At 75.8% G+C, this 18,562-nt stretch carries 15 protein-coding genes; 9 read left to right on the top strand and 6 right to left on the bottom strand.

From position 1 onward, the window contains the following. The first annotated feature begins 93 nt into the window (after positions 1–93). Positions 94–3,312, top strand: coding sequence for a tetratricopeptide repeat protein (locus ACFYNX_RS17620; RefSeq protein ID WP_388662301.1), 3,219 nt, complete (start codon positions 94–96; stop codon positions 3,310–3,312). A 225-nt stretch (positions 3,313–3,537) separates the two neighbouring features. Here the strand turns inward: ACFYNX_RS17620 and ACFYNX_RS17615 are convergent, their stop codons facing one another. Then, entirely contained in the window at positions 3,538–3,774 is a 237-nt protein-coding gene (locus ACFYNX_RS17615) for a hypothetical protein (RefSeq protein ID WP_365545801.1), read from the bottom strand. Next, positions 3,767–4,648 carry a mycothiol conjugate amidase Mca gene (gene mca, locus ACFYNX_RS17610; RefSeq protein ID WP_125665421.1) on the bottom strand — a complete coding sequence of 294 codons (882 nt, stop codon included), beginning with the start codon at positions 4,646–4,648 and terminating at the stop codon, positions 3,767–3,769. Before mca ends, ACFYNX_RS17615 begins: the two co-directional genes overlap by 8 nt. Before the next feature lie 98 nt (positions 4,649–4,746). Between mca and ACFYNX_RS17605 the strand changes: the two genes are divergently transcribed. From ACFYNX_RS17605 to ACFYNX_RS17590, 4 genes are all read left to right on the top strand, one after another. Then, positions 4,747–5,148, top strand: a complete 402-nt coding sequence (locus ACFYNX_RS17605) for a DUF4307 domain-containing protein (protein WP_388662299.1) — start codon at positions 4,747–4,749, stop codon at positions 5,146–5,148. Between the two features lie 190 nt (positions 5,149–5,338). Beyond that, positions 5,339–5,836, top strand: a complete 498-nt coding sequence (gene greA / locus ACFYNX_RS17600) for a transcription elongation factor GreA (RefSeq protein WP_125665425.1) — start codon at positions 5,339–5,341, stop codon at positions 5,834–5,836. A 112-nt stretch (positions 5,837–5,948) separates the two neighbouring features. After that, positions 5,949–8,687 (top strand): protein kinase, encoded by a 2,739-nt coding sequence (locus ACFYNX_RS17595; RefSeq protein WP_388662297.1) that lies wholly within the window; start codon positions 5,949–5,951, stop codon positions 8,685–8,687. Positions 8,688–8,692: 5 nt separating this feature from the next. Then, a complete protein-coding gene (locus ACFYNX_RS17590; protein ID WP_388662295.1) occupies positions 8,693–10,981 on the top strand; it encodes a protein kinase in 2,289 nt (762 codons plus the stop codon). Between the two features lie 16 nt (positions 10,982–10,997). On the opposite strand, the gene ACFYNX_RS17585 is transcribed toward ACFYNX_RS17590, so the two are convergent. From ACFYNX_RS17585 to ilvA, 3 genes are all read right to left on the bottom strand, one after another. Further along, complete coding sequence (locus ACFYNX_RS17585; RefSeq protein ID WP_388662575.1) at positions 10,998–11,852, bottom strand: ABC transporter permease; 855 nt, start codon at positions 11,850–11,852, stop codon at positions 10,998–11,000. 5 nt (positions 11,853–11,857) lie between these two features. Next, complete coding sequence (locus tag ACFYNX_RS17580; protein WP_388662293.1) at positions 11,858–12,913, bottom strand: ATP-binding cassette domain-containing protein; 1,056 nt, start codon at positions 12,911–12,913, stop codon at positions 11,858–11,860. Between the two features lie 148 nt (positions 12,914–13,061). After that, positions 13,062–14,291, bottom strand: coding sequence for a threonine ammonia-lyase (gene ilvA, locus ACFYNX_RS17575; protein WP_388662291.1), 1,230 nt, complete (start codon positions 14,289–14,291; stop codon positions 13,062–13,064). 149 nt (positions 14,292–14,440) lie between these two features. Between ilvA and ACFYNX_RS17570 the strand changes: the two genes are divergently transcribed. From ACFYNX_RS17570 to ACFYNX_RS17560, 3 genes are all read left to right on the top strand, one after another. Next, entirely contained in the window at positions 14,441–15,040 is a 600-nt protein-coding gene (locus tag ACFYNX_RS17570; RefSeq protein WP_388662289.1) for a MarR family winged helix-turn-helix transcriptional regulator, read from the top strand. A gap of 138 nt (positions 15,041–15,178) precedes the next feature. Continuing rightward, a complete protein-coding gene (locus ACFYNX_RS17565; protein ID WP_388662287.1) occupies positions 15,179–15,874 on the top strand; it encodes a sigma factor-like helix-turn-helix DNA-binding protein in 696 nt (231 codons plus the stop codon). Between the two features lie 56 nt (positions 15,875–15,930). Next, on the top strand, positions 15,931–16,122 hold the full coding sequence (locus tag ACFYNX_RS17560) for a DUF1059 domain-containing protein (protein WP_125665433.1): 192 nt from the start codon (positions 15,931–15,933) through the stop codon (positions 16,120–16,122). A gap of 60 nt (positions 16,123–16,182) precedes the next feature. Here ACFYNX_RS17560 and ACFYNX_RS17555 read toward each other — a convergent pair whose 3' ends face one another. Continuing rightward, positions 16,183–17,337, bottom strand: a complete 1,155-nt coding sequence (locus tag ACFYNX_RS17555; protein WP_388662285.1) for a cystathionine gamma-synthase — start codon at positions 17,335–17,337, stop codon at positions 16,183–16,185. A 72-nt stretch (positions 17,338–17,409) separates the two neighbouring features. Between ACFYNX_RS17555 and ACFYNX_RS17550 the strand changes: the two genes are divergently transcribed. Continuing rightward, a complete protein-coding gene (locus ACFYNX_RS17550; protein ID WP_388662283.1) occupies positions 17,410–18,516 on the top strand; it encodes a hypothetical protein in 1,107 nt (368 codons plus the stop codon). Positions 18,517–18,562 lie beyond the last annotated feature (46 nt).

Below are 18,562 nucleotides of genomic sequence, written 5' to 3'. Positions count from 1 at the left end.
CGCCGCGGGGGCCGTCCCTTCTCCCTCGCGCCGGAGCGCGTCGCGCAGGAGACTGGGGCCGTCTCGTCGGGCACGTGCGGAGGGGGAACGCGGATGAGGGTGAGTCACCGGGCCGAGGCCGAGAGGCTGTTGGAGCGGGTCGTGGCGGAGGAGGTACGCGGCGGGGGCCCGGCGGACGCCGGGGCGCTGCTCGCGCGGGGCCGGGCCGAGTGGGACGCGATGGTGGCGGGGGCGGGCCGGGAGTACGCGGAGTTCCTGCGGGCCGTGGAGGCCGCGGAGGCGGAGGGCGGGCGGGTTTCGGCGGGAGCGGAAGGCGGGCGGGGCGGCGGGGGCCGGGCGGGTGCGCCCGTGCTGGTCGCCGGGGTCGCGGCCGTCGCGGCGGTCGGTGCCGATCTGGCCCTCGGCACGTCGGCGGGGACGGCCCTCGGCGCGGGTGCCGTGGTGGCGGTGGCCGGGGCGGCCGCGACCGTGCTGAAGGCGACGTCCGGGCCCCGGGTGGCGGCCCCCGGGGACGTCGAGGAGGCGCGGGCGCGGTGGCTGGCGGCCCTGGAGAGCCGTGGGATACGGCCCTTCCTGGAGCGGGAGCGAGAGCGGGACCAGGAGCGGGTCGCCCCCGCCGTGCGGCCGTTGCGGGGGGTCGATCGGAGTGCCGCGGCCCGGAGCCGTACCGTCCTGGAGCGGTCCTTCGGGCAACTGCCGGAGCCCGTCGGGGCGTTCGCGGGGCGCCGGGAGGAGCTGGAGCGGATCGCCGGGTGGGTGCGGGAGGGCAGGGCCTCGGTGGGGACCCGGCCGACGGTGGTGCTCCTTCACGGGGTGCCGGGGTCGGGGCGCACCGCGCTCGCGGTCCGGGCCGCGCACGCGCTGCGCGACCGGTTCCGCGGGGCGTGCGTGGTGGACCTGCGGGGGAACGCCACCGCCGTGCCGGGTACGGCGGGCGAGGGGCCGGTCGCGACCCGGGAGGCGCTGCTGCACCTGCTGAACCGGCTCGGCGCCCCGCGCGAGCGGCTGCTCTTCCGGGAGGGCGCTCCGGTGGAGCAGCAGGTCCGGAGGCTCACGGAGCTGTACCACCGGCAACTGGCCGGGACGCCGGTGGTGGTGGTCCTGGACGACGCCGTGGACGCGGCCCAGGTGCGGGCCCTGCTGCCCGGGCGTTCGGAGAGTCTGGTCCTGGTGACCTGCCGGGAGCCGCTGGACCTCGGCCCGGACGTGCCGGCCGCCGTGCACGCCCTGGAGGTGGCGGCGCTCGACGCGGCCGGGGCGGAGGAGCTGCTGCGGGCGGCGGGCGGGGCGGGCGGCCCCGGGCCGTACGACGCGGAGGCCGCCGGGCGGATCCGGGAGCTGTGCGGCGGGCTCCCGCTGGCGCTGCGGGCGGCGGGTTCGCTGCTCGGGCGGCGGCCCGTGGACGAGGTGGCGGAGCTGCTCGGCCGGCCCGGCCGGGGCGCCGATCCCGTCGCACGCGCCCTGGACGCGCGCTACTCCCTCGACCTCGACGACGACTCCCGGCGGCTCCTGCGGCGGCTCGCGCTCGCCGGGCGGGCCTCGCTCGGCGCCGCGGCGGCCGGGGCGCTGCTCGGCGCGGACGGCGCCGAGGGGGCGCGGCTGCTGCGCGGTCTCGCCGACGCGGGGCTCCTGGACCACGTGCGCGGGGAGCGGTACCGGCTGCACGACGCGGTGCGCGGCTTCGCGGCGGCCCGGCTCCTCGACGAGGAGGACGCGACGGAGGCCGCGGCGGCGCAGGAGCGCCTCGTCCGCAACTACGCCGACCTGGCGGACGCGGTGATCCGGATGGTCGACGGCAAGATGTCGACCCGCGCCGACCGGTTCGGCGGACACGGCTTCGGCTCCCTGGAGGCGGCCCTGAGCTGGCTCGACGAGGAGACCAGCTTCATCACGGCGGCGCTGCGGCACAGCCGGGGCGTCGACCAGCGGACCGTCCTGGACCTGCTCGGCGCGCTCTGCGACTACTGCCTGCTGCGCGGCGACCTCTACCGGCTCGGGGAGATCGACGAGCTGGCCGCGTCCGTCGGGCAGGGGCCGCTGTCCCGTTCGGTGCGGTGGCGGACCGGCATCGCGGCCCGGCAGATCGGCGAGCTGGACAAGGCGCGCACCACCCTGGCCTCGGTCGTCTCCTCGTACCGGGAGGACCACCAGGACCCGGGCGCGGCCCTCGCGCTCTGCTCGCTCGGCATCACCCTGCACCACCAGGGGAAGCTCGCGGAGGCGGCGGACCGGCTGCGGGAGGCGCTCGCGCTCCAGGAGCCGGAGGCGCTGGCCGCCGACCGGGGCTGGACGCTGCACGCGCTCGCGGCCGTGGAGCGGGACCGGGGGCGGCTCGCGGAGGCGGCGGCGCTGCTCGACCGCTCCCTCGCGCTGCACCGGGCGCACGAGTCCCCGCACGGCGAGGCGTGGGCGCACTTCCAGTACGGACAGGTGCTGCTGCTGCGCGGTGACGTGCCGGGCGCCGGGACCGAGCTGCGGGCCGCCCTCAACGGGTACGGGCGGATCCACGACGGGCGCGGCGAGGCCTGGGCGCTGACCCAACTGGCCCGGGCCCGGCTCGCCGCCGGGGACGCCGAGCCGGCCGTGGAGGAGCTGCGCGGCGCCCTCGCCCGCCACCGGGAGCAGGAGGACGCGCGGGGCGAGGCGTGGACGCTGTACCACCTGGGGCACGCCCTGGAGGAGCGCGGCGACCGCGACGAGGCGGTGCGCGAGCTGGGGCGGGCGCGGACGATGTTCTCCCGGATGCGGGACGTGTACGGGCTCGCCGGCGCCCGGCACCACTCGGGCCGGGTCACCCGCGACCAGCTCGCGGCCCGCACGGGCGGTCTGCGGAACTCGGGCTTCGCCCGTCAGCTCCTCGTGGACGCGCGGGCGGACTACCACCGGATCGGAGTGGCCCACGGGGAGGCCTGGACCTGCCTGGAGCTGGCGGTCGTCGACGCGGGCAACGCGCGCGTGCCGCAGGCGCTGGGCCTGTGCGACGAGGCGCGGAAGCTGTTCGCCTCGTACGGCGACCTGCGCGGCGCGGACTGGGCCCGCTTCCTGCGCTGCACCCTGCTCCCGCACGCCGTCCCGGGCTCCCCGGAGCCGGGGACGGAGACGGCCCGCGAGGAGCTGGCGGCCCTGGTCGCGGACCGGCACCCGGCGCGCGACCCGCGCCTGGACGACTGCGCCGAGGCGTACGGCGCGGTCCTGGCGCGCGGCGTGGCCCCGGGAACGCCGTGGCAGGCCTGGGACCTGGGCCTGGTCCCGAACCGCCGGTCGCGGGAGGTGCTGGGGACACCGGGGGTGCCGGAGGCGCCGGGGGCGTAGGGCATCGGGCCGGGGCGTCGGGGCCTGTCCCGCCGGAGCCTCCACCGCCGGGGACCTCCACCGCCGGAGCCTCCCCCGCCGGAGCCGTGCCCCGCCCCGTACCGATCGCCGCCCGCCGGCGCAGAAGGTGCCGGGCGAGCGGATCGCGCGGACGCCCTCCGGGGCCCGTACCGCAGGGGTACGGGCCCCGGAGGGCGGAGCGGGGCGCCCGTGGTCCGGGAGCCGCTACTTCTTCGGGGTCTCGGCCGACGCCTTCGGCGCGGCCGCCGGGTCCGGGGCCTCCTCGAAGGAGACCCGGCCCATGTGGCGGTTCATCGACTTCATCAGCATCCAGACCGCCAGGGCCAGGACCGCGAAGACGACGAAGCCGAGGACGCCGGGGGTCACCTTGTTCTTGTCCAGCTCCTCGGCGGCGAAGGGGACAAGCTGGGTCAGTGCCAGGTGTGCGCTCATGTCAGGCATTGTCGCGGATGCCCGCGAAGAGATCTTCCTCGGGGAGGGAGGTCGGCACCAGCGCCTTGCTGAGCTCGTACTCCTCCGTCGGCCAGACCTTCCTCTGGATCTCCATGGGGACGCGGAACCAGCCGCCGTCGGGGTCGATCTGGGTGGCGTGGGCGATCAGCGCCCGGTCCCGGGTCTCGAAGAAGTCGGCGCAGGGCACGAAGGTGGTCAGGGTCCGCTCCTTGCGCTCGAACTCCTTCCAGCGCTCCAGCCACTCCCCGTAGGGGGACTCCAGGCCCTGGTCGAGGAGCGCCTGGTGCAGGGCCTCGGTCCGGGGGCGGTTGAAGCCCTGGTTGTAGTAGAGCTTCAGGGGCTGCCAGACCGGGCCGAACTCGTCCTCGGGGAACGCCTCGGGGTCGCCCGCGCCGTCGAAGGCCACCATCGTGATCTTGTGGGTCATGATGTGGTCGGGGTGCGGGTAGCCGCCGTTCTCGTCGTAGGTCGTGACGACCTGCGGACGGAAGGAGCGGATGCTGCGGACCAGCCGGCCGGCCGCCTCGTCGACGTCCTGGAGCGCGAAGCAGCCCTCGGGCAGCGGGGGCAGCGGGTCGCCCTCGGGCAGGCCCGAGTCGACGAAGCCCAGCCACTCCTGGGAGACGCCGAGGATCTCGCGGGCCGCGTCCATCTCCTTGCGGCGCACCTCGTGGATGTTCGCCTCGATCTCCGGGTCGCCCTGGAGCTTGGGGTTGAGGACCGAGCCGCGCTCGCCGCCCGTGCACGTCACCACCAGGACGTCCACACCCTCGGACACGTACTTGGCCATGGTGGCCGCGCCCTTGCTCGACTCGTCGTCGGGGTGGGCGTGAACGGCCATCAGTCGGAGCTGCTCAGTCAAGACTCGGTCCTCGGTGATCGGTCGCGGAGGGAGGTCTCTATAGTGACGGAATCGGGGGGCCGAAAATTCCGCCACCCCCGGCTTCGAGAGGATCGATCATGAGCGCGGTGCGAGAGCAGCCGCCCGAGGGTCGCTACGGGCGTTCCGCGGACGAGCGGGCCGACCGCAAGCTCAAGATCGTCGGATCCGTGCTCGGGGTCCTCTTCCTCGCCGTCCTGGGCTGGTTCGGCTGGTACTACGTCGTCGACAGCAGGATCAGCGCCGAGCTGATCAAGTTCGACGTGGTGAGCGCCTCCGAGGTCCAGGTGCACCTGGAGGTCCGCAAGGACGAGGGCACCGAGGGCGTCTGCACCCTGCGCTCGCGCTCCGAGGACGGGACCGAGGTGGCCCGCAAGGACGTACGGATCGTCGACCCCGCCGCCCGGGTCGACCAGGTCTTCTCCCTGCGCACCACCGCCCGCGCGACGAGCGCCGAACTGATCGGGTGTACGACCCGGTAGCGGTGGGTAGGGACCCGGTGACGAGTCCTGGCGGGTCACCACCGTGACCTGGGGCGACGCCATTCCGGTGGTGTATGTCCTCCCGCTTTCCGCCACTCATTGTTAGGCTCGTGGTTTCGCCCACCCGGGACAGCACAGCATTCCCGTGTAGGGCGATGCTTTGTATTCCCAGTACCTACGAGGAGCACCTGTGACCCAGACCAGCGACAACGTCACCTGGCTCACCCAGGAGGCGTACAACAAGCTCAAGGACGAGCTTGAGTACCTGTCTGGTCCCGCGCGCACCGAGATCGCCGCCAAGATCGCCGCCGCGCGCGAAGAGGGCGATCTGCGCGAGAACGGCGGGTACCACGCGGCCAAGGAGGAGCAGGGCAAGCAGGAGCTCCGGGTCCGTCAGCTCACCCAGTTGCTCCAGCACGCCAAGGTGGGCGAGGCCCCGGCGGACGACGGCGTCGTCGAGCCCGGCATGGTCGTCACGATCGCCTTCGACGGCGACGAGGACGACACCCTGACCTTCCTCCTCGCCTCCCGCGAGTACGCGAGCGGTGACGTCGAGACCTACTCGCCGCAGTCCCCGCTGGGCGTCGGCGTCAACGGCAAGAAGGCCGGCGACGAGGCCGAGTACGAGCTGCCGAACGGCAAGAGGGCCGCGGTGAAGATCCTCAGCGCGAAGCCGTACACCGGCTGAGACCCCCGCTCTTCCACGGAGGGCCGGACCCCGCGGGGTCCGGCCCTCCGTCGTGCGCGCGCCTCCGTACGATGAGGCCGCGCCGACGATCACGTCACAGGGGGGCGACGAGATGCTGGAACCACTGCGCGCGGACGCGCCGCGCCGGATCGGGCCGTACGAGGTCCTCGCACGGCTCGGAGCGGGCGGGATGGGCGAGGTGTTCCTCGCGAGGGGGACGGGGCTGCCGGAGACGGGGCCGGGTGCGGGTACGGGGTCTTTGGGCGCCGTCCCGGGTGCGGGTACGGGCGGGAGTGCCGGTGGGGGAGCCGCCGGGGCCGGTGAGGGGGCCTCCGGTGGAGGAGCCTCCCGGGACGGGGCCTCCGGTGGCGGAGTCTCCCGTGGCGGGGCCGCCGCGCCCCTCCCGGGCGTCTTCGTCGCCGTCAAGACCGTGCGGCGGGACGTCGCCGGGGAGCCCGCCTTCCGGGACCGGTTCCGGCGGGAGATCAAGGTCGCCGCGCTCGTCGACAGCCCGTACGCCGCCGCGCCCGTCGGCGGGGACGCCGACGCCGGGACGCCCTGGCTGGCGACCGAGTACGTCCCCGGGCCCAGCCTCGCGCAGGCCGTGCGGCGCGGCGGGGCGCTGCCCGTCCCCGCCGTGCGCGCGCTCGGCGCCGGGATCGCCCGCGCCCTGGCCGACCTGCACCGGGCCGGGGTGCTGCACCGGGACCTCAAGCCGGGGAACGTCATGCTCTCCGTCGACGGCCCCCGCCTCATCGACTTCGGCATCGCCCGCAGCAGCGCCGCCACCACCATGACCGCCACCGGCGTGATGGTCGGCACCCCCTCCTTCATGTCCCCCGAGCACGTGGCCGGGGCCCGGCGCGTCACGGCCGCCTCCGACGTCTTCTGCCTCGGCTCGCTGCTCTGCTACGCGGCGACCGGCGAGGCCCCCTTCGGCGACGGCCCCCTCGCCGCCGTCCTGTACCGGGTCTCGCAGGCCGACGCCGACCTGTCCCGGGTGCCGGAGGAGCTGCGCGGGACGCTCGCCGCCTGTCTGGCCGCGGACCCGGCGGACCGGCCGGCCCCGGAGCGGCTCGCGGAGCTGCTCGGGCCGGTCCCCGCGAAGGCCTTCCCGTGGCCGGAGGGCGTGCGGGAGCACATCGGGGAGTACGGCGGCGAGCTGGCGCGGCTCGTGGCGTCGGGCGGGCCGCTCCTGGAGGTGCCGGCCGGCTTCGGGCCGGTCGTCGTCCCGGACGTCCCGGGCCTCCACTCCGTACCGACGCTCGCCCCGGGGAGCCCGGCCGCCGGGCCCACCGCGCCCACCGCGCCCACCGGTCCTCCGCGCCGGGGCCGGCTGCTCGCCGCCGTCCTGGCCCTGGCGGTCGCGGCCGGCGGCACCGGCGCGTACCTGCTGTGGCCGCGGGACGGCGGCGGGGCGGCGGGGAAGGCGCCCGCGAAGGCCGCCGGGCCGCGGGTGCCGGGCGTCGACGACCGCGGCCCGGCCGACGGGTCCGGCTTCGTCGCGCAGAACGCGGCCCAGCGCCCGGCCGGCTGGAAGCCCTGGCGGGCGGAGCTGGGCGCGCCGGCGTTCGGCTGCTCGGCGGGCGAGGCGGCGCTCGTCTGCCGGACGACGGACGGGCGGTACGAGGCGCTCGACCCGGCGGGCGGGAAGCGGCTGTGGACCGCCGACCTGGTCGAGGACCCGCGCGACGACCGGAGCTTCATCGGCCCCACCGGCGGCGTCTTCGTCGCGGGCGGCACCGCCGTGCCCGCCGTCCACGGCCCGTACGCCGTCCTGCTCTCCGGCGGGCGCCTCCAGGTCCGGGACGCCCGGAGCGGCGCGGTGCGCTGGGAGAAGGAGGGCCCGTCGGGCGGCGGACTCGCGACCCGGCCCGTCGTGGCCGACGGCGCGGTCTTCGTCCCGACCGGCGACGACGCGGGCGGCCGGATGACGGCCTTCGCCCTCGCCGACGGGCGCGAGCTGTGGTCCAAGGCGCTCACCAACGCCGACCTCGCGCGGGTGGAGTACCGCGACTTCGAGCCGGTCGCCGCCGCGAACGGGCTCGTGTACGCGATGAGCGACGCCGGTTTCGTGGCGTACGACGCGAGGACCGGCGACCAGCGGGGCCAGGTGCCTTCGGAGGCCAAGGCGTGCGACGTCCTGCTCGTCCGGGGCCGGTACGCGTACTGCGCGCCGCTCGACGCGACGAACGAGGGCCCGCTCGTGCTCCACCGCCTGGACGCCGTGACGCTCTCCCCCGCCGGTCCGGGGCGGCTCGCGGTGCCCGCCGGGGTCGCGGAGTCGGGCGCCTGGCCGGCCGCCGTCTCCGACCGCGCCGCCGTCGTCCTCGACGCGGGCCCCCTGCCCTGGGCGGACTGGGGGAAGACGGACGCGCCCGCCGGGGTGTACGTCCTCGACCCGGCCACCGGCAGGTCCCTCGGCCACTACCCGGCCCCCGCGCTCACCTCGGCGGACGGCAGGCGGCAGCTCCTCTCGAACCCGCTGATCACGGGCAGCGCGCTGGTGTACGCGGACTTCTCGGCCCTGCGGGTGGTGCCGCTCGGCGCGGACGGCAGACCGGGGAAGGAGCGGGTCGTGCCGGTGCCGGGCGCGCCCGGGCCGCGCGCCGAGGAGGAGTACGACCGCCCGGCCGGGACGTACCTGGACCGCGAGGTCCGGCCGCCCCAGGTGCTGCCGCTGGGCGGGGTGGCCCACGTCGTGTACGACACCGGGGTCGTCGTCTCCGTCGAGCTCCCCCGCGAGGCCCTCGGCACGACCCCCGACCGGGCCGCCGGCCGGGGCACCGGTCAGACCGCCGACCGGACCGCCGACCAGACCGCCGGTTCCGCCGCCGGAGAGAAGGAGTAGGTCCCTTGCTGGAAGCCCTGCCCCCGGGGCGGCCGTCCCGGTTCGTCGGTCCCTACCGGCTGCTCGCCCGGCTCGGCGCGGGCGGCATGGGCGAGGTGCACCTCGCCTGCCGCGCGGACGCGCCGACGGCCGATCCGCACCGGATGGTCGCGGTGAAGACCGTACGGGAGGACCTGGAGGTCGACGGGGACTTCCGGACCCGGTTCCGGCGGGAGATCGCGGCGGCGCGGACCGTGGACGGGCCGGGGGTGGCGCGGCTCGTGGACGCCGGCCCGGACGCGCCCTCGCCGTGGCTGGCGACCGAGTACGTGCCGGGCCCCTCGCTCGCGGAGGCCGTCGTACGGACCGGGCCGCTGCCCGCCGGGGCCGTGCGGGCCCTGGGGGCGGCGCTCGCCCGGGCCCTGGCGGCCGTGCACGGCGTGCGGGTGCTGCACCGGGACCTGAAGCCGGCGAACGTGCTGCTCGGCGCGGCCGGGCCGAAGCTGATCGACTTCGGGATCGCCCAGGCCTTCGAGGCGACGGCCCTGACGTCGACCGGTCTGGTGGTGGGCTCGCCGGGGTTCATGTCGCCGGAGCACCTGGTGGGGAGCCGGGCGGTGGTGCCCGCGTCGGACGTGTTCTGCCTGGGGGCGGTGCTCGCGTTCGCGGCGAGCGGCCGGGGGCCGTTCCACGACGACGAGATGGCCGCCGTGGTGTACCGGATCAGCCGGGCGGAGGCCGGACTGGACGGCGTGCCGGAGGAGTTGCGGCCCGTCCTGGAGCGCTGTCTGCGGCTCGACCCGGCGGAGCGGCCCCTGGCGGCGGAGCTCGCGGCGCTCCTGGGCGGGGAAGCGCCGGAGCCCTTCCCGTGGCCGGGCGGGGTGCTGTCGCTGGTCGCGGAGTACCGGACGGCGGCACGGGCGGCCGGGGAGGCGGCGGCCTCGGGCGCGGGCGTGGCGGACCTGCCGACGCTCGGGCCCGTGGTGCCGTACTCCCCCACGGCGGTGCCGGACCGCCCGGTGGCCCCGGCCGCCGCCCCGGCGGGCCGGCCGCGCCGCTGGGGCGCCCTGGCGGCGGGCGCGGTGGCGGTGGCCGTCCTGGCGACGGCGGGCACGGTGCTCCTGAACCGAACGGACGCGCAGGGGGGCGGTCCGGGAACGCCGGGTGGACCCTCCGCCGGCGCGACCACGGCCCCGGCTCCGACCCCGGCCCCCGCCTCGCTGAGCCGGGTCGTCCTGCCGTACGGCGGCGCGGGCCGGGCCGGTGACTTCGGCGCGGCGGGTACGGACCGGGCCTCCCGCCCGGCCGGCTGGTCGCCCTGGCGGGCCGAGGTGGAGCCGGGCGGCGGCGCCTGCGCGCTCTCCCCCCGGGTCCTGGTCTGCCCGGGGAACGGCGGCGCGGTCACCGCCCTGGGCGCGGCGGACGGCAAGGAGCGGTGGAAGGTGCCGGGGCGGGGCGAGGGGCTGCGCAGCGCGCCGCAGTACCCGGCGGTCGTCGGCGACACGGCGTACGTCACGGGGCCCGACGGGGTCGTCGCGTACGGGCTCGCGGACGGGAAGGAGCGGCGGCGCGTCCCCGGACCCGGGGGCGACTGGGCCGTGAAGGGCACCGACCTGCGGGACGGGGTCCTGTACTCCACGTACGTCAACGTGCGCGACGAGCGGACCGGCCTGGTCACGGCCGTGCGCCTGCGCGACGGGAAGGAGCTGTGGCGCTCGCCGCTCGACGGCCTGCCGGAGCAGCCGGTCGCGGGGGCCGGGCGGGTGTTCGTCCCGGTGGGCACGGCACCGGTGGCCCTGGACGCCCGCACCGGGAAGGTGGCGGCGCGCGGGGCGGAGTACTGCGGCGGCTTCGTCGTCCACGGGAAGAGCGGCACCGTGCTCTGCTCCGCCCGGCAGGACGGGACCGTCGGGGTCCTCGACGCCCGGACGCTGCGGACGGTGCGGACCCTGGGCTCCGGGGTCGCGGCCGGTCCCGCGGTGAACGACGCCGGGCTCGTCGCCCTCGTCGACGCGGAGGGCACGCTCTTCGCGTACGACCTGGAGAGCGGCCGGGAGCGGTGGCGGGTGGCGGGCGCCTCCGCGGACCGCGTCCACCTGGCGGGCGACCGGGTCGTGACCACGGACGAGGACGAGATCCGGACCTATCCGGCCGCCGGCCCCTTCCTGTCCACCGGCGAGGAGGAGTACGCGGTCTACCGGCTGAGCCTGCCCACCGGCTTCGCCTCCGAGGTCGCCGGGGAGCCGCTGGTCGCCGGGGGCGCCGCCTTCCTGCCGCTCCCCGGCGGCCTCGTCGTCTCCGGCTACCTGCCCTGACGCGGGACCCGGGCGGTCAGGACGCCGCCGAGCGGTACTTGCGGACCGCGAGGGTCCGGAAGAGGGCGATGATGAGGACCGACCAGATGACGGACGCCCAGACCGGGTGCTGCATGGGCCAGGCGTCGGAGGTCGAGACGCCGGGGTTGCCGAACAGCTCCCGGCAGGCCTGCACGGTGGCGCTGAACGGGTTCCACTCGGCGATGTGGCGCAGCCAGGGCGTCATCTGGTCCGAGTCCACGAACGCGTTCGAGATGAACGTGACCGGGAAGAGCCAGATGATGCCGCCCGAGGTGGCGGCCTCCGGGGTGCGGACGGAGAGGCCGATCAGGGCGCCGATCCAGGTGAAGGCGTAGCCGAGGAGGAGCAGCAGGGCGAAGCCGCCCAGGACCCGGCCGGCATTGGTCGGCTCGGCGGAGCCGGTGCGCCAGCCCACGAGGAGGGCGACGACCGCGAGGACGACCAGCGTGACGGAGGTCTGCACGAGGTCGGCGACGGTGCGGCCGGTGAGGACGGCGCCCCGCGCCATCGGCAGGGAGCGGAAGCGGTCGATGATCCCCTTCTGCATGTCGTCGGCGATGCCGGCCGCCGATCCGGCCGTGGCGAAGGTGACGGTCTGCGCGAAGATGCCCGCCATCAGGAAGTCCTTGTAGACGCCGGCGTCGGTGGTGCCGCCGATCGTCATGGACCCGCCGAAGACGTACGTGAAGAGCACCACGAACATCACCGGCTGGATGAGCCCGAAGAGGATCATCTCGGGGATCCGGGTCATCCGGATGAGGTTGCGCCTCGCGACGACGAGGGAGTCGCCGACGGCCTGGGCGACGCCCCCGCGCGGCTGCGGCGCCCGGGCCGGGGCCTCGGTGGTCACGGTGCTCACTTCGCCTCCTCCTTCGTGGGGTGCTTGCGGCCGCGGCCGCCCTGCCCGTCCGGGGCGCCGTCCTCCTTCGCCTCCTCCTGCTCGGCCGCGTGGCCGGTGAGGGAGATGAAGACGTCGTCGAGGGTGGGGCGGCGCAGGCCGATGTCGTCGATCTCGACGCCGACGGCGTCCAGGTCGCGGATGACCTCGGCGAGCAGCTTGGCGCCGCCGGTGACGGGGACGGTGAGCCTGCGGGTGTGCTCCTCGACGGAGACCTCGCCGTGCCCCGCGTCCGCGGTGGTGCCGGTGTGTGCGGCGCCGTAGCGGCCGAGGACCTCCCGGGCGCCGGTGAGCATCTCCCGGTCGCGGACGACGACCTCGACGCGCTCGCCGCCCGTCCGGGCCTTGAGCTGGTCGGAGGTGCCGCGCGCGATGACCCGGCCGTGGTCGACCACGCAGATGTCGTGGGCGAGGTGGTCGGCCTCCTCCAGGTACTGGGTGGTGAGCAGCAGGGTCGTACCGCCGGCGACGAGCTCCTTGATGACCTCCCAGAGCTCCTGCCGGTTGCGCGGGTCGAGGCCGGTGGTCGGCTCGTCCATGAACATGACCGGCGGGGAGACCACGAGCGCGGCCGCGAGGTCGAGGCGGCGGCGCATGCCTCCCGAGTACGTCTTGGCGGGCCGGTCGGCGGCCTCGGCGAGGTGGAACCGGTCGAGCAGCTCGCCCGCCCGCGTCTTCGCCGCCTTCGCCTTCATCTGGTAGAGCTGTCCGACCATCTGGAGGTTCTCGCGGCCGGTGAGGTACTCGTCGACGGCCGCGAACTGGCCGGAGAGGCCGATCGAGCGGCGCACCTCGTTGGGGTGGGCGAGGACGTCGATCCCGGCGACGACGGCCCGCCCGCTGTCGGGCCGCAGGAGGGTCGTCAGGACGCGCACGGTGGTGGTCTTTCCCGCACCGTTCGGGCCGAGCAGACCCAGGACGGTGCCCTCGGGCACGTCCAGGTCCACCCCGTCCAGGGCTCGTACGTCGCCGAAGGTCTTCACCAGACCCTCGGCGTGGATCGCGCCTGGCATGTGGGTACTCCCAACGGATCGGGGCTTTTTCCCACCGATCCTAGGTTTGGGGAACGGCCCGCGCCCACCGAATAAGTGATCTGCGACACAAGCCGAGGTCAGGAGCGTGCGGGGGTCGGCCGAGGACCGCGTACCCGGCGTACGGCGGTCAGCCCAGGACCGTGTACCCGGCGTCCCGCAGCGCCTCCGTCACCTCCCGGCAGTGCTCCGGGCCCTTCGTCTCCAGGTGCAGCTCGACCTCCGCCTCGGTCAGGCCGAGCCTCGGGTCGGTCCGCACGTGGCTGACGTCCAGGACGTTGGCGTCGACCACCGTCAGGGCCGCGAGGAGCGACGCGAGCACCCCCGGCCGGTCCGTCACGCGCAGCCGCAGGCTCAGGTAGCGGCCCCCGGCGGCCATGCCGTGCCGCAGCACGCGCTGGAGGAGCAGCGGGTCGACGTTCCCGCCGGAGAGGACCGCGACCACCGGGCCCCGGAAGGACTCCGGGTCGGAGAGCAGGGCCGCGACCGGGCTGGCGCCCGCCGGTTCCACGACCAGCTTGGCCCGCTCCAGGCAGAGCAGCAGGGCGGAGGAGAGCGCGTCCTCGGAGACCGTGCGGACCTCGTCCACGTACTCCCTGACCAGGTCGAACGGCACGTCGCCGGGGCGCCCCACCCTGATGCCGTCGGCCATCGTCACCGGCGACTCGACGACCACCGGGTGCCCGGCGGCCAGCGAGGGCGGATAGGCGGCGGCGCCCTCGGCCTGCACCCCGATCACCTTCACGTCCGGGCGCAGCGACTTCACCGCGAGCCCGATGCCGGCCGCGAGCCCGCCGCCGCCGACGCCGACCACGATCGTGCGGACCTCGGGGCACTGCTCCAGGACCTCCAGGCCGACCGTGCCCTGCCCGACGATGACGTCGGGGTGGTCGAAGGGGTGGATGAGGACGGCGCCGGTCTCCCGCGCGTACTCCTCCGCCGCCGCGAGCGTCTCGTCCACGACCTGTCCCTGGAGCCGGACCTCGGCGCCGTACTCCCGGGTCGCCGCGACCTTCGGCAGCGGGGCGCCGACCGGCATGAAGACGGTGGCGCGCACGCCGAGCAGTTGCGAGGCGAGCGCGACGCCCTGCGCGTGGTTGCCCGCGGAGGCAGCGACGACCCCGGCGGCCTTCTCCTCGGGCCGCAGCCCGGCGATCCGCACGTACGCCCCGCGCAGCTTGAAGGAGCCGGTGCGCTGGAGGTTCTCGCACTTGAGGTGGACCGGCGCCCCCACCAGGGAGGACAGGTGCCGGCTGCCCTCCATCGCCGTCACGCGGGCCACCCCGGACAGCATCTTCTGGGCCCCGCGCACGTCGTCGAGCATCAGCCGGTGCAAGGGGTGTGGTGTACGGAAGCTCATGACAGCAAGTCTCGCAGCTCACGGCCCTGATGACCGCCCGGCGGACGGGCCCCGGAACGGGTTTGGACGGGCCCGGTACGGACCCCGTCGGGTCCGCGTACTCTGTCCCCCACCGTCCGACCGCTCCCGCACGAGAGAGACCCCCAGCCATGCCCCCGTCCCAGGACATGACGACCGCTCTCGACCCCGGTCTCCTCGACGCCCTCCAGCACCAGGTGGCCGTCTTCGCCCGCCGGGCCGAGCAGACCCGCCTCGGCGGCACCGGCCAGCTCCGCAACTCCATGGACCGGGCCGCGTACCTGCTCCTCAACCGGCTCGACCGGGAGGGCCCGATGGGCGTCAAGGCGCTCGCCGCGGGCATGGGGATCGACTCGTCGACGGTCACCCGCCAGGTCGCCCCGCTCGTGGACACCGGCCTGGTGAAGCGCACTTCGCACCCGGAGGACGGGCGGGCGGTCGTCCTCCAGCTCTCGCCGCGCGGGCTCGCGCGCCTGGAGGAGGTCCGCGCCTCGCGCCGCCAGTTGATGGTGGAGGTCACGGAGGGCTGGACGCCGGAGGAGCGGGAGGCCTTCTGCACCCTGCTCACCCGCTTCAACACCGCCCTGTCCGCACGCCAGTCGGCGCACACGGGCCAGGCGCCGGCGGACTCCGGGGGCGCGGACGGGATCACGGGCGGGGCCATGGGCGGGGTCACGAGCGGGGCCACCGGCGAGGTCACCGGCGGAGGCGAGCCGGCCCCGGCCTCCTGACCGGTCGGCCCGCTCCTTCCCCCGACTCCGCCCCCGGCCCAAGCCCCGACCCCAACCCCGGTCCCCACCCCGGCCCCGCCCCCGACTCCTCGCTCCCGACCCCTTGACCCCGTCCCCGCGCTGTCGTCGGATGAGGAGGTGCGAGAGCGGCGGAGCGGCCGGGACGTCCGACGCGCCCCGCGCGCCCGGGAGTTCGACGCGTTCGCGGCCGGGGCGGCGGGGCGGCTGCTGCACGTCGCGACCCTCCTGACGGCCGAGACCCGCGCCCGGAACCCGTACGCCCGCGCCCTCCTGACGCACGCCCTCGCGCAGACGTACGCGGCGGAGAACGCGATGCGCGACGACGACCCGTACGCGTACGCGCGCGGCGCGCTCGCGGACCGCTTCGCGCGCACCGCCCGCCGCCACCGCGGCGGCCACGGCGGCGCCCTGGCGGCGCTGAGTCCCCGGGAGCGGCTCGTCGTCGTCCTGCGGCTGTACGAGGGGATCGCGGAGGAGCAGGTCGCGGCGCTGCTCGGGGTGACCGAGGCGCACGTCCTGGCCGTCTGCTCCCGCGCGGTCGCCGCGCTGGGCGGCGGTCCCGCGCGGCGCCGGGAGGACCGGGAGACGACGGTCCGGCGGCTCCTGGACTCCCCGCACCCGCCGGTCCCCCGCGACCTCGTGCCCCGGGCGGCGGTCCTCGGCGGGAGGCGGTTCCGCAGGGCCCGGCGGGCCCGGCGCCTGCTGTGGACCCTGGCCGCGCTCGCCCTGCTGGCGTTCGTGGTGTGGGCGTCGGCGGCCCGCCCGTGGGAGCCCCCGCCGACCGGGACGACGCCACCGCTCGAAGCCTGGTGAGGACGGATCTAGGCTGGGAGGGAGACGGCACGCGTACGGGTGCCGAGGAGGCTGTCATGACCAGGAAAGTCGCCGACTGCCGCAGGACGCCGAGCGTCATGAACTGCACCCTCACCATCACCGGTGAGGAGGAGGAAGTGGTGCGGGCCGCCGCCGAGCACGCGGTCTCCGTCCACGGCCACGAGGACACCGCCGAATTGCGGGCGATGGTCCGCGCGGAGCTGGAGGACGAGAAGGTCCCGGCCTGAGGACGGGGGAACGGCCGGGCGGGACCGTTCGAGGTCCCGCCCGGCCGTTCCCCCGCGGCTCTAGCCCAGCGCCCGGCGCAGGTCGGCGAGCAGGTCGTCGGCGTTCTCGATGCCCACCGAGAGGCGGACGAGGTCGGCCGGGACCTCCAGGGCGGAGCCCGCGACGCTCGCGTGGGTCATCCGGCCCGGGTGCTCGATGAGGGACTCGACGCCGCCCAGGGACTCGCCCAGGGTGAAGAGCTTCGCGCGGTTGCAGACCTCGACGGCCGCCTCCTCGCCGCCCTGCACGCGGAAGGAGATCATGCCGCCGAAGGACCGCATCTGCTTGGCGGCGATCTCGTGGCCCGGGTGCTCCGGGAGGCCCGGGTAGAGGACCTGGGTGACCTTCGGGTGCTGGGTCAGCATCCCGGCGACCTTCTCGGCGTTCTCGCTGTGCCGGTCCATGCGCACGGCGAGGGTCTTGATGCCGCGCAGCACGATCCACGAGTCGAACGGTCCGGCGACCGCGCCCATCGCGTTCTGGTGGTACGCCAGCTCCTCGCCGAGGGCCGCGTCGGCCGTCACCAGGGCGCCGCCGACGACGTCCGAGTGGCCGCCCATGTACTTGGTGAGCGAGTGCACGACGACGTCCGCGCCGAGCGCCAGCGGCTGCTGGAGGTAGGGCGAGGCGAAGGTGTTGTCGACGACGAGCTTCACGCCGGCCTGGCGGGCGACGCCCGCGACGGCCTCGATGTCGGTGATGCCGAGGAGCGGGTTCGAGGGGGTCTCGACCCAGACCAGCTTCGTGCGGTCGTTGATCGCGTCCCGCACGGCGGCGACGTCGGAGGTGTCGGCGACCGAGAAGTCCACGCCCCAGCGCTCGACGACCTTGGCGAAGAGCCGGAAGGTGCCGCCGTAGGCGTCGTTCGGGATGACGACGTGGTCGCCGGGGGCCAGCAGGGCGCGCAGCAGGCAGTCCTCGGCGGCGAGGCCGGAGGCGAAGGCGAGGCCGCGCCGGCCGCCCTCCAGGGCCGCCAGGTTCTCCTCCAGGGCGGTGCGGGTCGGGTTGGCGCTGCGGCTGTACTCGTAACCGCCGCGCAGCCCGCCCACGCCGTCCTGCTTGTACGTGGACACCTGGTAGATGGGCGGCACGACCGCGCCGGTCAGCGGGTCGGCGGTGTTGCCCGCGTGGATCGCGCGGGTCTCGAAGCTCTGGTGGGTGTGCTGGTCGCTCATGGTCCAGGAGCGTAGTGCCGCGGGACCTCCGGTGCCGCGTTCGTCTTATGGGGTGTCCTGGACAATGGACACATGGAGATTCTCTGGTTCCTCATCGCGCTCGGGCTGCTGTTCGGCGTCCTCGGCCCCTACGTGCTGCGCCGCAGGGGCGGCGGCATCCGGCTGGCCGCGCCGGGGGCGCCCGACGCGGCGGACCCGGCGGCGTACGGGTTCGTGCCGCAGGAGGACCAGGACGTGCGGCTGCCGGGGGCGGACGAGGACCTGCTCGACGTGCTGAACGTCGTGCAGGCCACCCAGGACTGGAAGGCGGCCTCGCAGCTCCTCGCCGGCACCGGCAAGGACGGCGAGGTGCGCTGGCAGCGCGTGCAGGCGTTCGCGGGCGCGGCCTCCCTGGAGCTCCAGGAGCGGCCGGGCGTCGGCGGGGCGTGGCTGCGGGCCTGGCGGGCGGACGCGCCGAAGGACCCGGGCGGGGCGGCGGTGCACGCGGAGTTCCTGGTGCAGCAGGCGTGGCGCTCCTCGTCGGCCGGGACCGACGACTTCCGGATCATCCTGGAGGAGGCGCTGAAGGTCACCGAGGAGGCGGCGCTGCTCGCCCCGGGCGACCCCGTCCCGTACATCACTCAGCTCGCGGTGGCGCGCGGTCTGGGCTACGGGCACGAGCAGTTCGACCAGGTGTGGGCGAAGGTGATCGACCGGGCGCCGCAGCACATGGGGGCGCACCTGGCGGCCCTGCACTACTGGTGCGAGAAGTGGCACGGTTCGCGCGAGGAGGCCGACCACTTCGCGACGACGGCCGCGGCGCGCGCCCCGCGCGGCTCGCTGCTCGCCGCGCTGCCGCTGTTCGCGGTGCACGAGCACGTGCCGGACGTGGTGCTCGTGCAGGACTTCTTCCGTACGCGGGTGGTGGCGAAGGCGGTGGAGGGCGCGCTGTACGCGGTGCACTCGGCCCGCCCGGACGACCCGGTGCAGGCGCACGTCCGCCACCTGCTGATCTGGTTCCTGGTGCGGGGCGAGCGCTGGGCGGAGGCCATGCACCAGCTCGTGAAGGTGGACGGGCACGTGGGCGCGGTGCCGTGGACGCTGAGCGCGGACCCGGCGGCGGAGTACACGGTCTTCCGGAACCTGGCGGTGGCGGGGTACGAGGCGAACGGCGGCAGCCCGCTGACGCTGCCGCGCTGACCGGGCGGGCGGACGGGGGAATCCCGGCGTCCCCTCCCTTGTTGTG

Origin of the sequence: Streptomyces sp. NPDC007872 (genome assembly GCF_042868165.1) — a bacterium.
GTDB lineage: Bacteria > Actinomycetota > Actinomycetes > Streptomycetales > Streptomycetaceae > Streptomyces.
The sequence above is the reverse complement of the archived record's forward strand: the minus strand, read 5'-3'. Positions and strand labels throughout refer to the sequence as shown.

What these genes read in the sequence shown, in the direction of transcription:
- ACFYNX_RS17620 (WP_388662301.1), top strand. Translation starts at nt 94, where the DNA reads ATGAGGGTGAGTCACCGGGCCGAGGCCGAGAGGCTGTTGGAGCGGGTC.
- ACFYNX_RS17615 (WP_365545801.1), bottom strand. Translation starts at nt 3,774, where the DNA reads ATGCCTGACATGAGCGCACACCTGGCACTGACCCAGCTTGTCCCCTTC.
- ACFYNX_RS17605 (WP_388662299.1), top strand. Translation starts at nt 4,747, where the DNA reads ATGAGCGCGGTGCGAGAGCAGCCGCCCGAGGGTCGCTACGGGCGTTCC.
- ACFYNX_RS17595 (WP_388662297.1), top strand. Translation starts at nt 5,949, where the DNA reads ATGCTGGAACCACTGCGCGCGGACGCGCCGCGCCGGATCGGGCCGTAC.
- ACFYNX_RS17580 (WP_388662293.1), bottom strand. Translation starts at nt 12,913, where the DNA reads ATGCCAGGCGCGATCCACGCCGAGGGTCTGGTGAAGACCTTCGGCGAC.
- ilvA (WP_388662291.1), bottom strand. Translation starts at nt 14,291, where the DNA reads ATGAGCTTCCGTACACCACACCCCTTGCACCGGCTGATGCTCGACGAC.
- ACFYNX_RS17570 (WP_388662289.1), top strand. Translation starts at nt 14,441, where the DNA reads ATGCCCCCGTCCCAGGACATGACGACCGCTCTCGACCCCGGTCTCCTC.
- ACFYNX_RS17560 (WP_125665433.1), top strand. Translation starts at nt 15,931, where the DNA reads ATGACCAGGAAAGTCGCCGACTGCCGCAGGACGCCGAGCGTCATGAAC.
- ACFYNX_RS17555 (WP_388662285.1), bottom strand. Translation starts at nt 17,337, where the DNA reads ATGAGCGACCAGCACACCCACCAGAGCTTCGAGACCCGCGCGATCCAC.
- ACFYNX_RS17550 (WP_388662283.1), top strand. Translation starts at nt 17,410, where the DNA reads ATGGAGATTCTCTGGTTCCTCATCGCGCTCGGGCTGCTGTTCGGCGTC.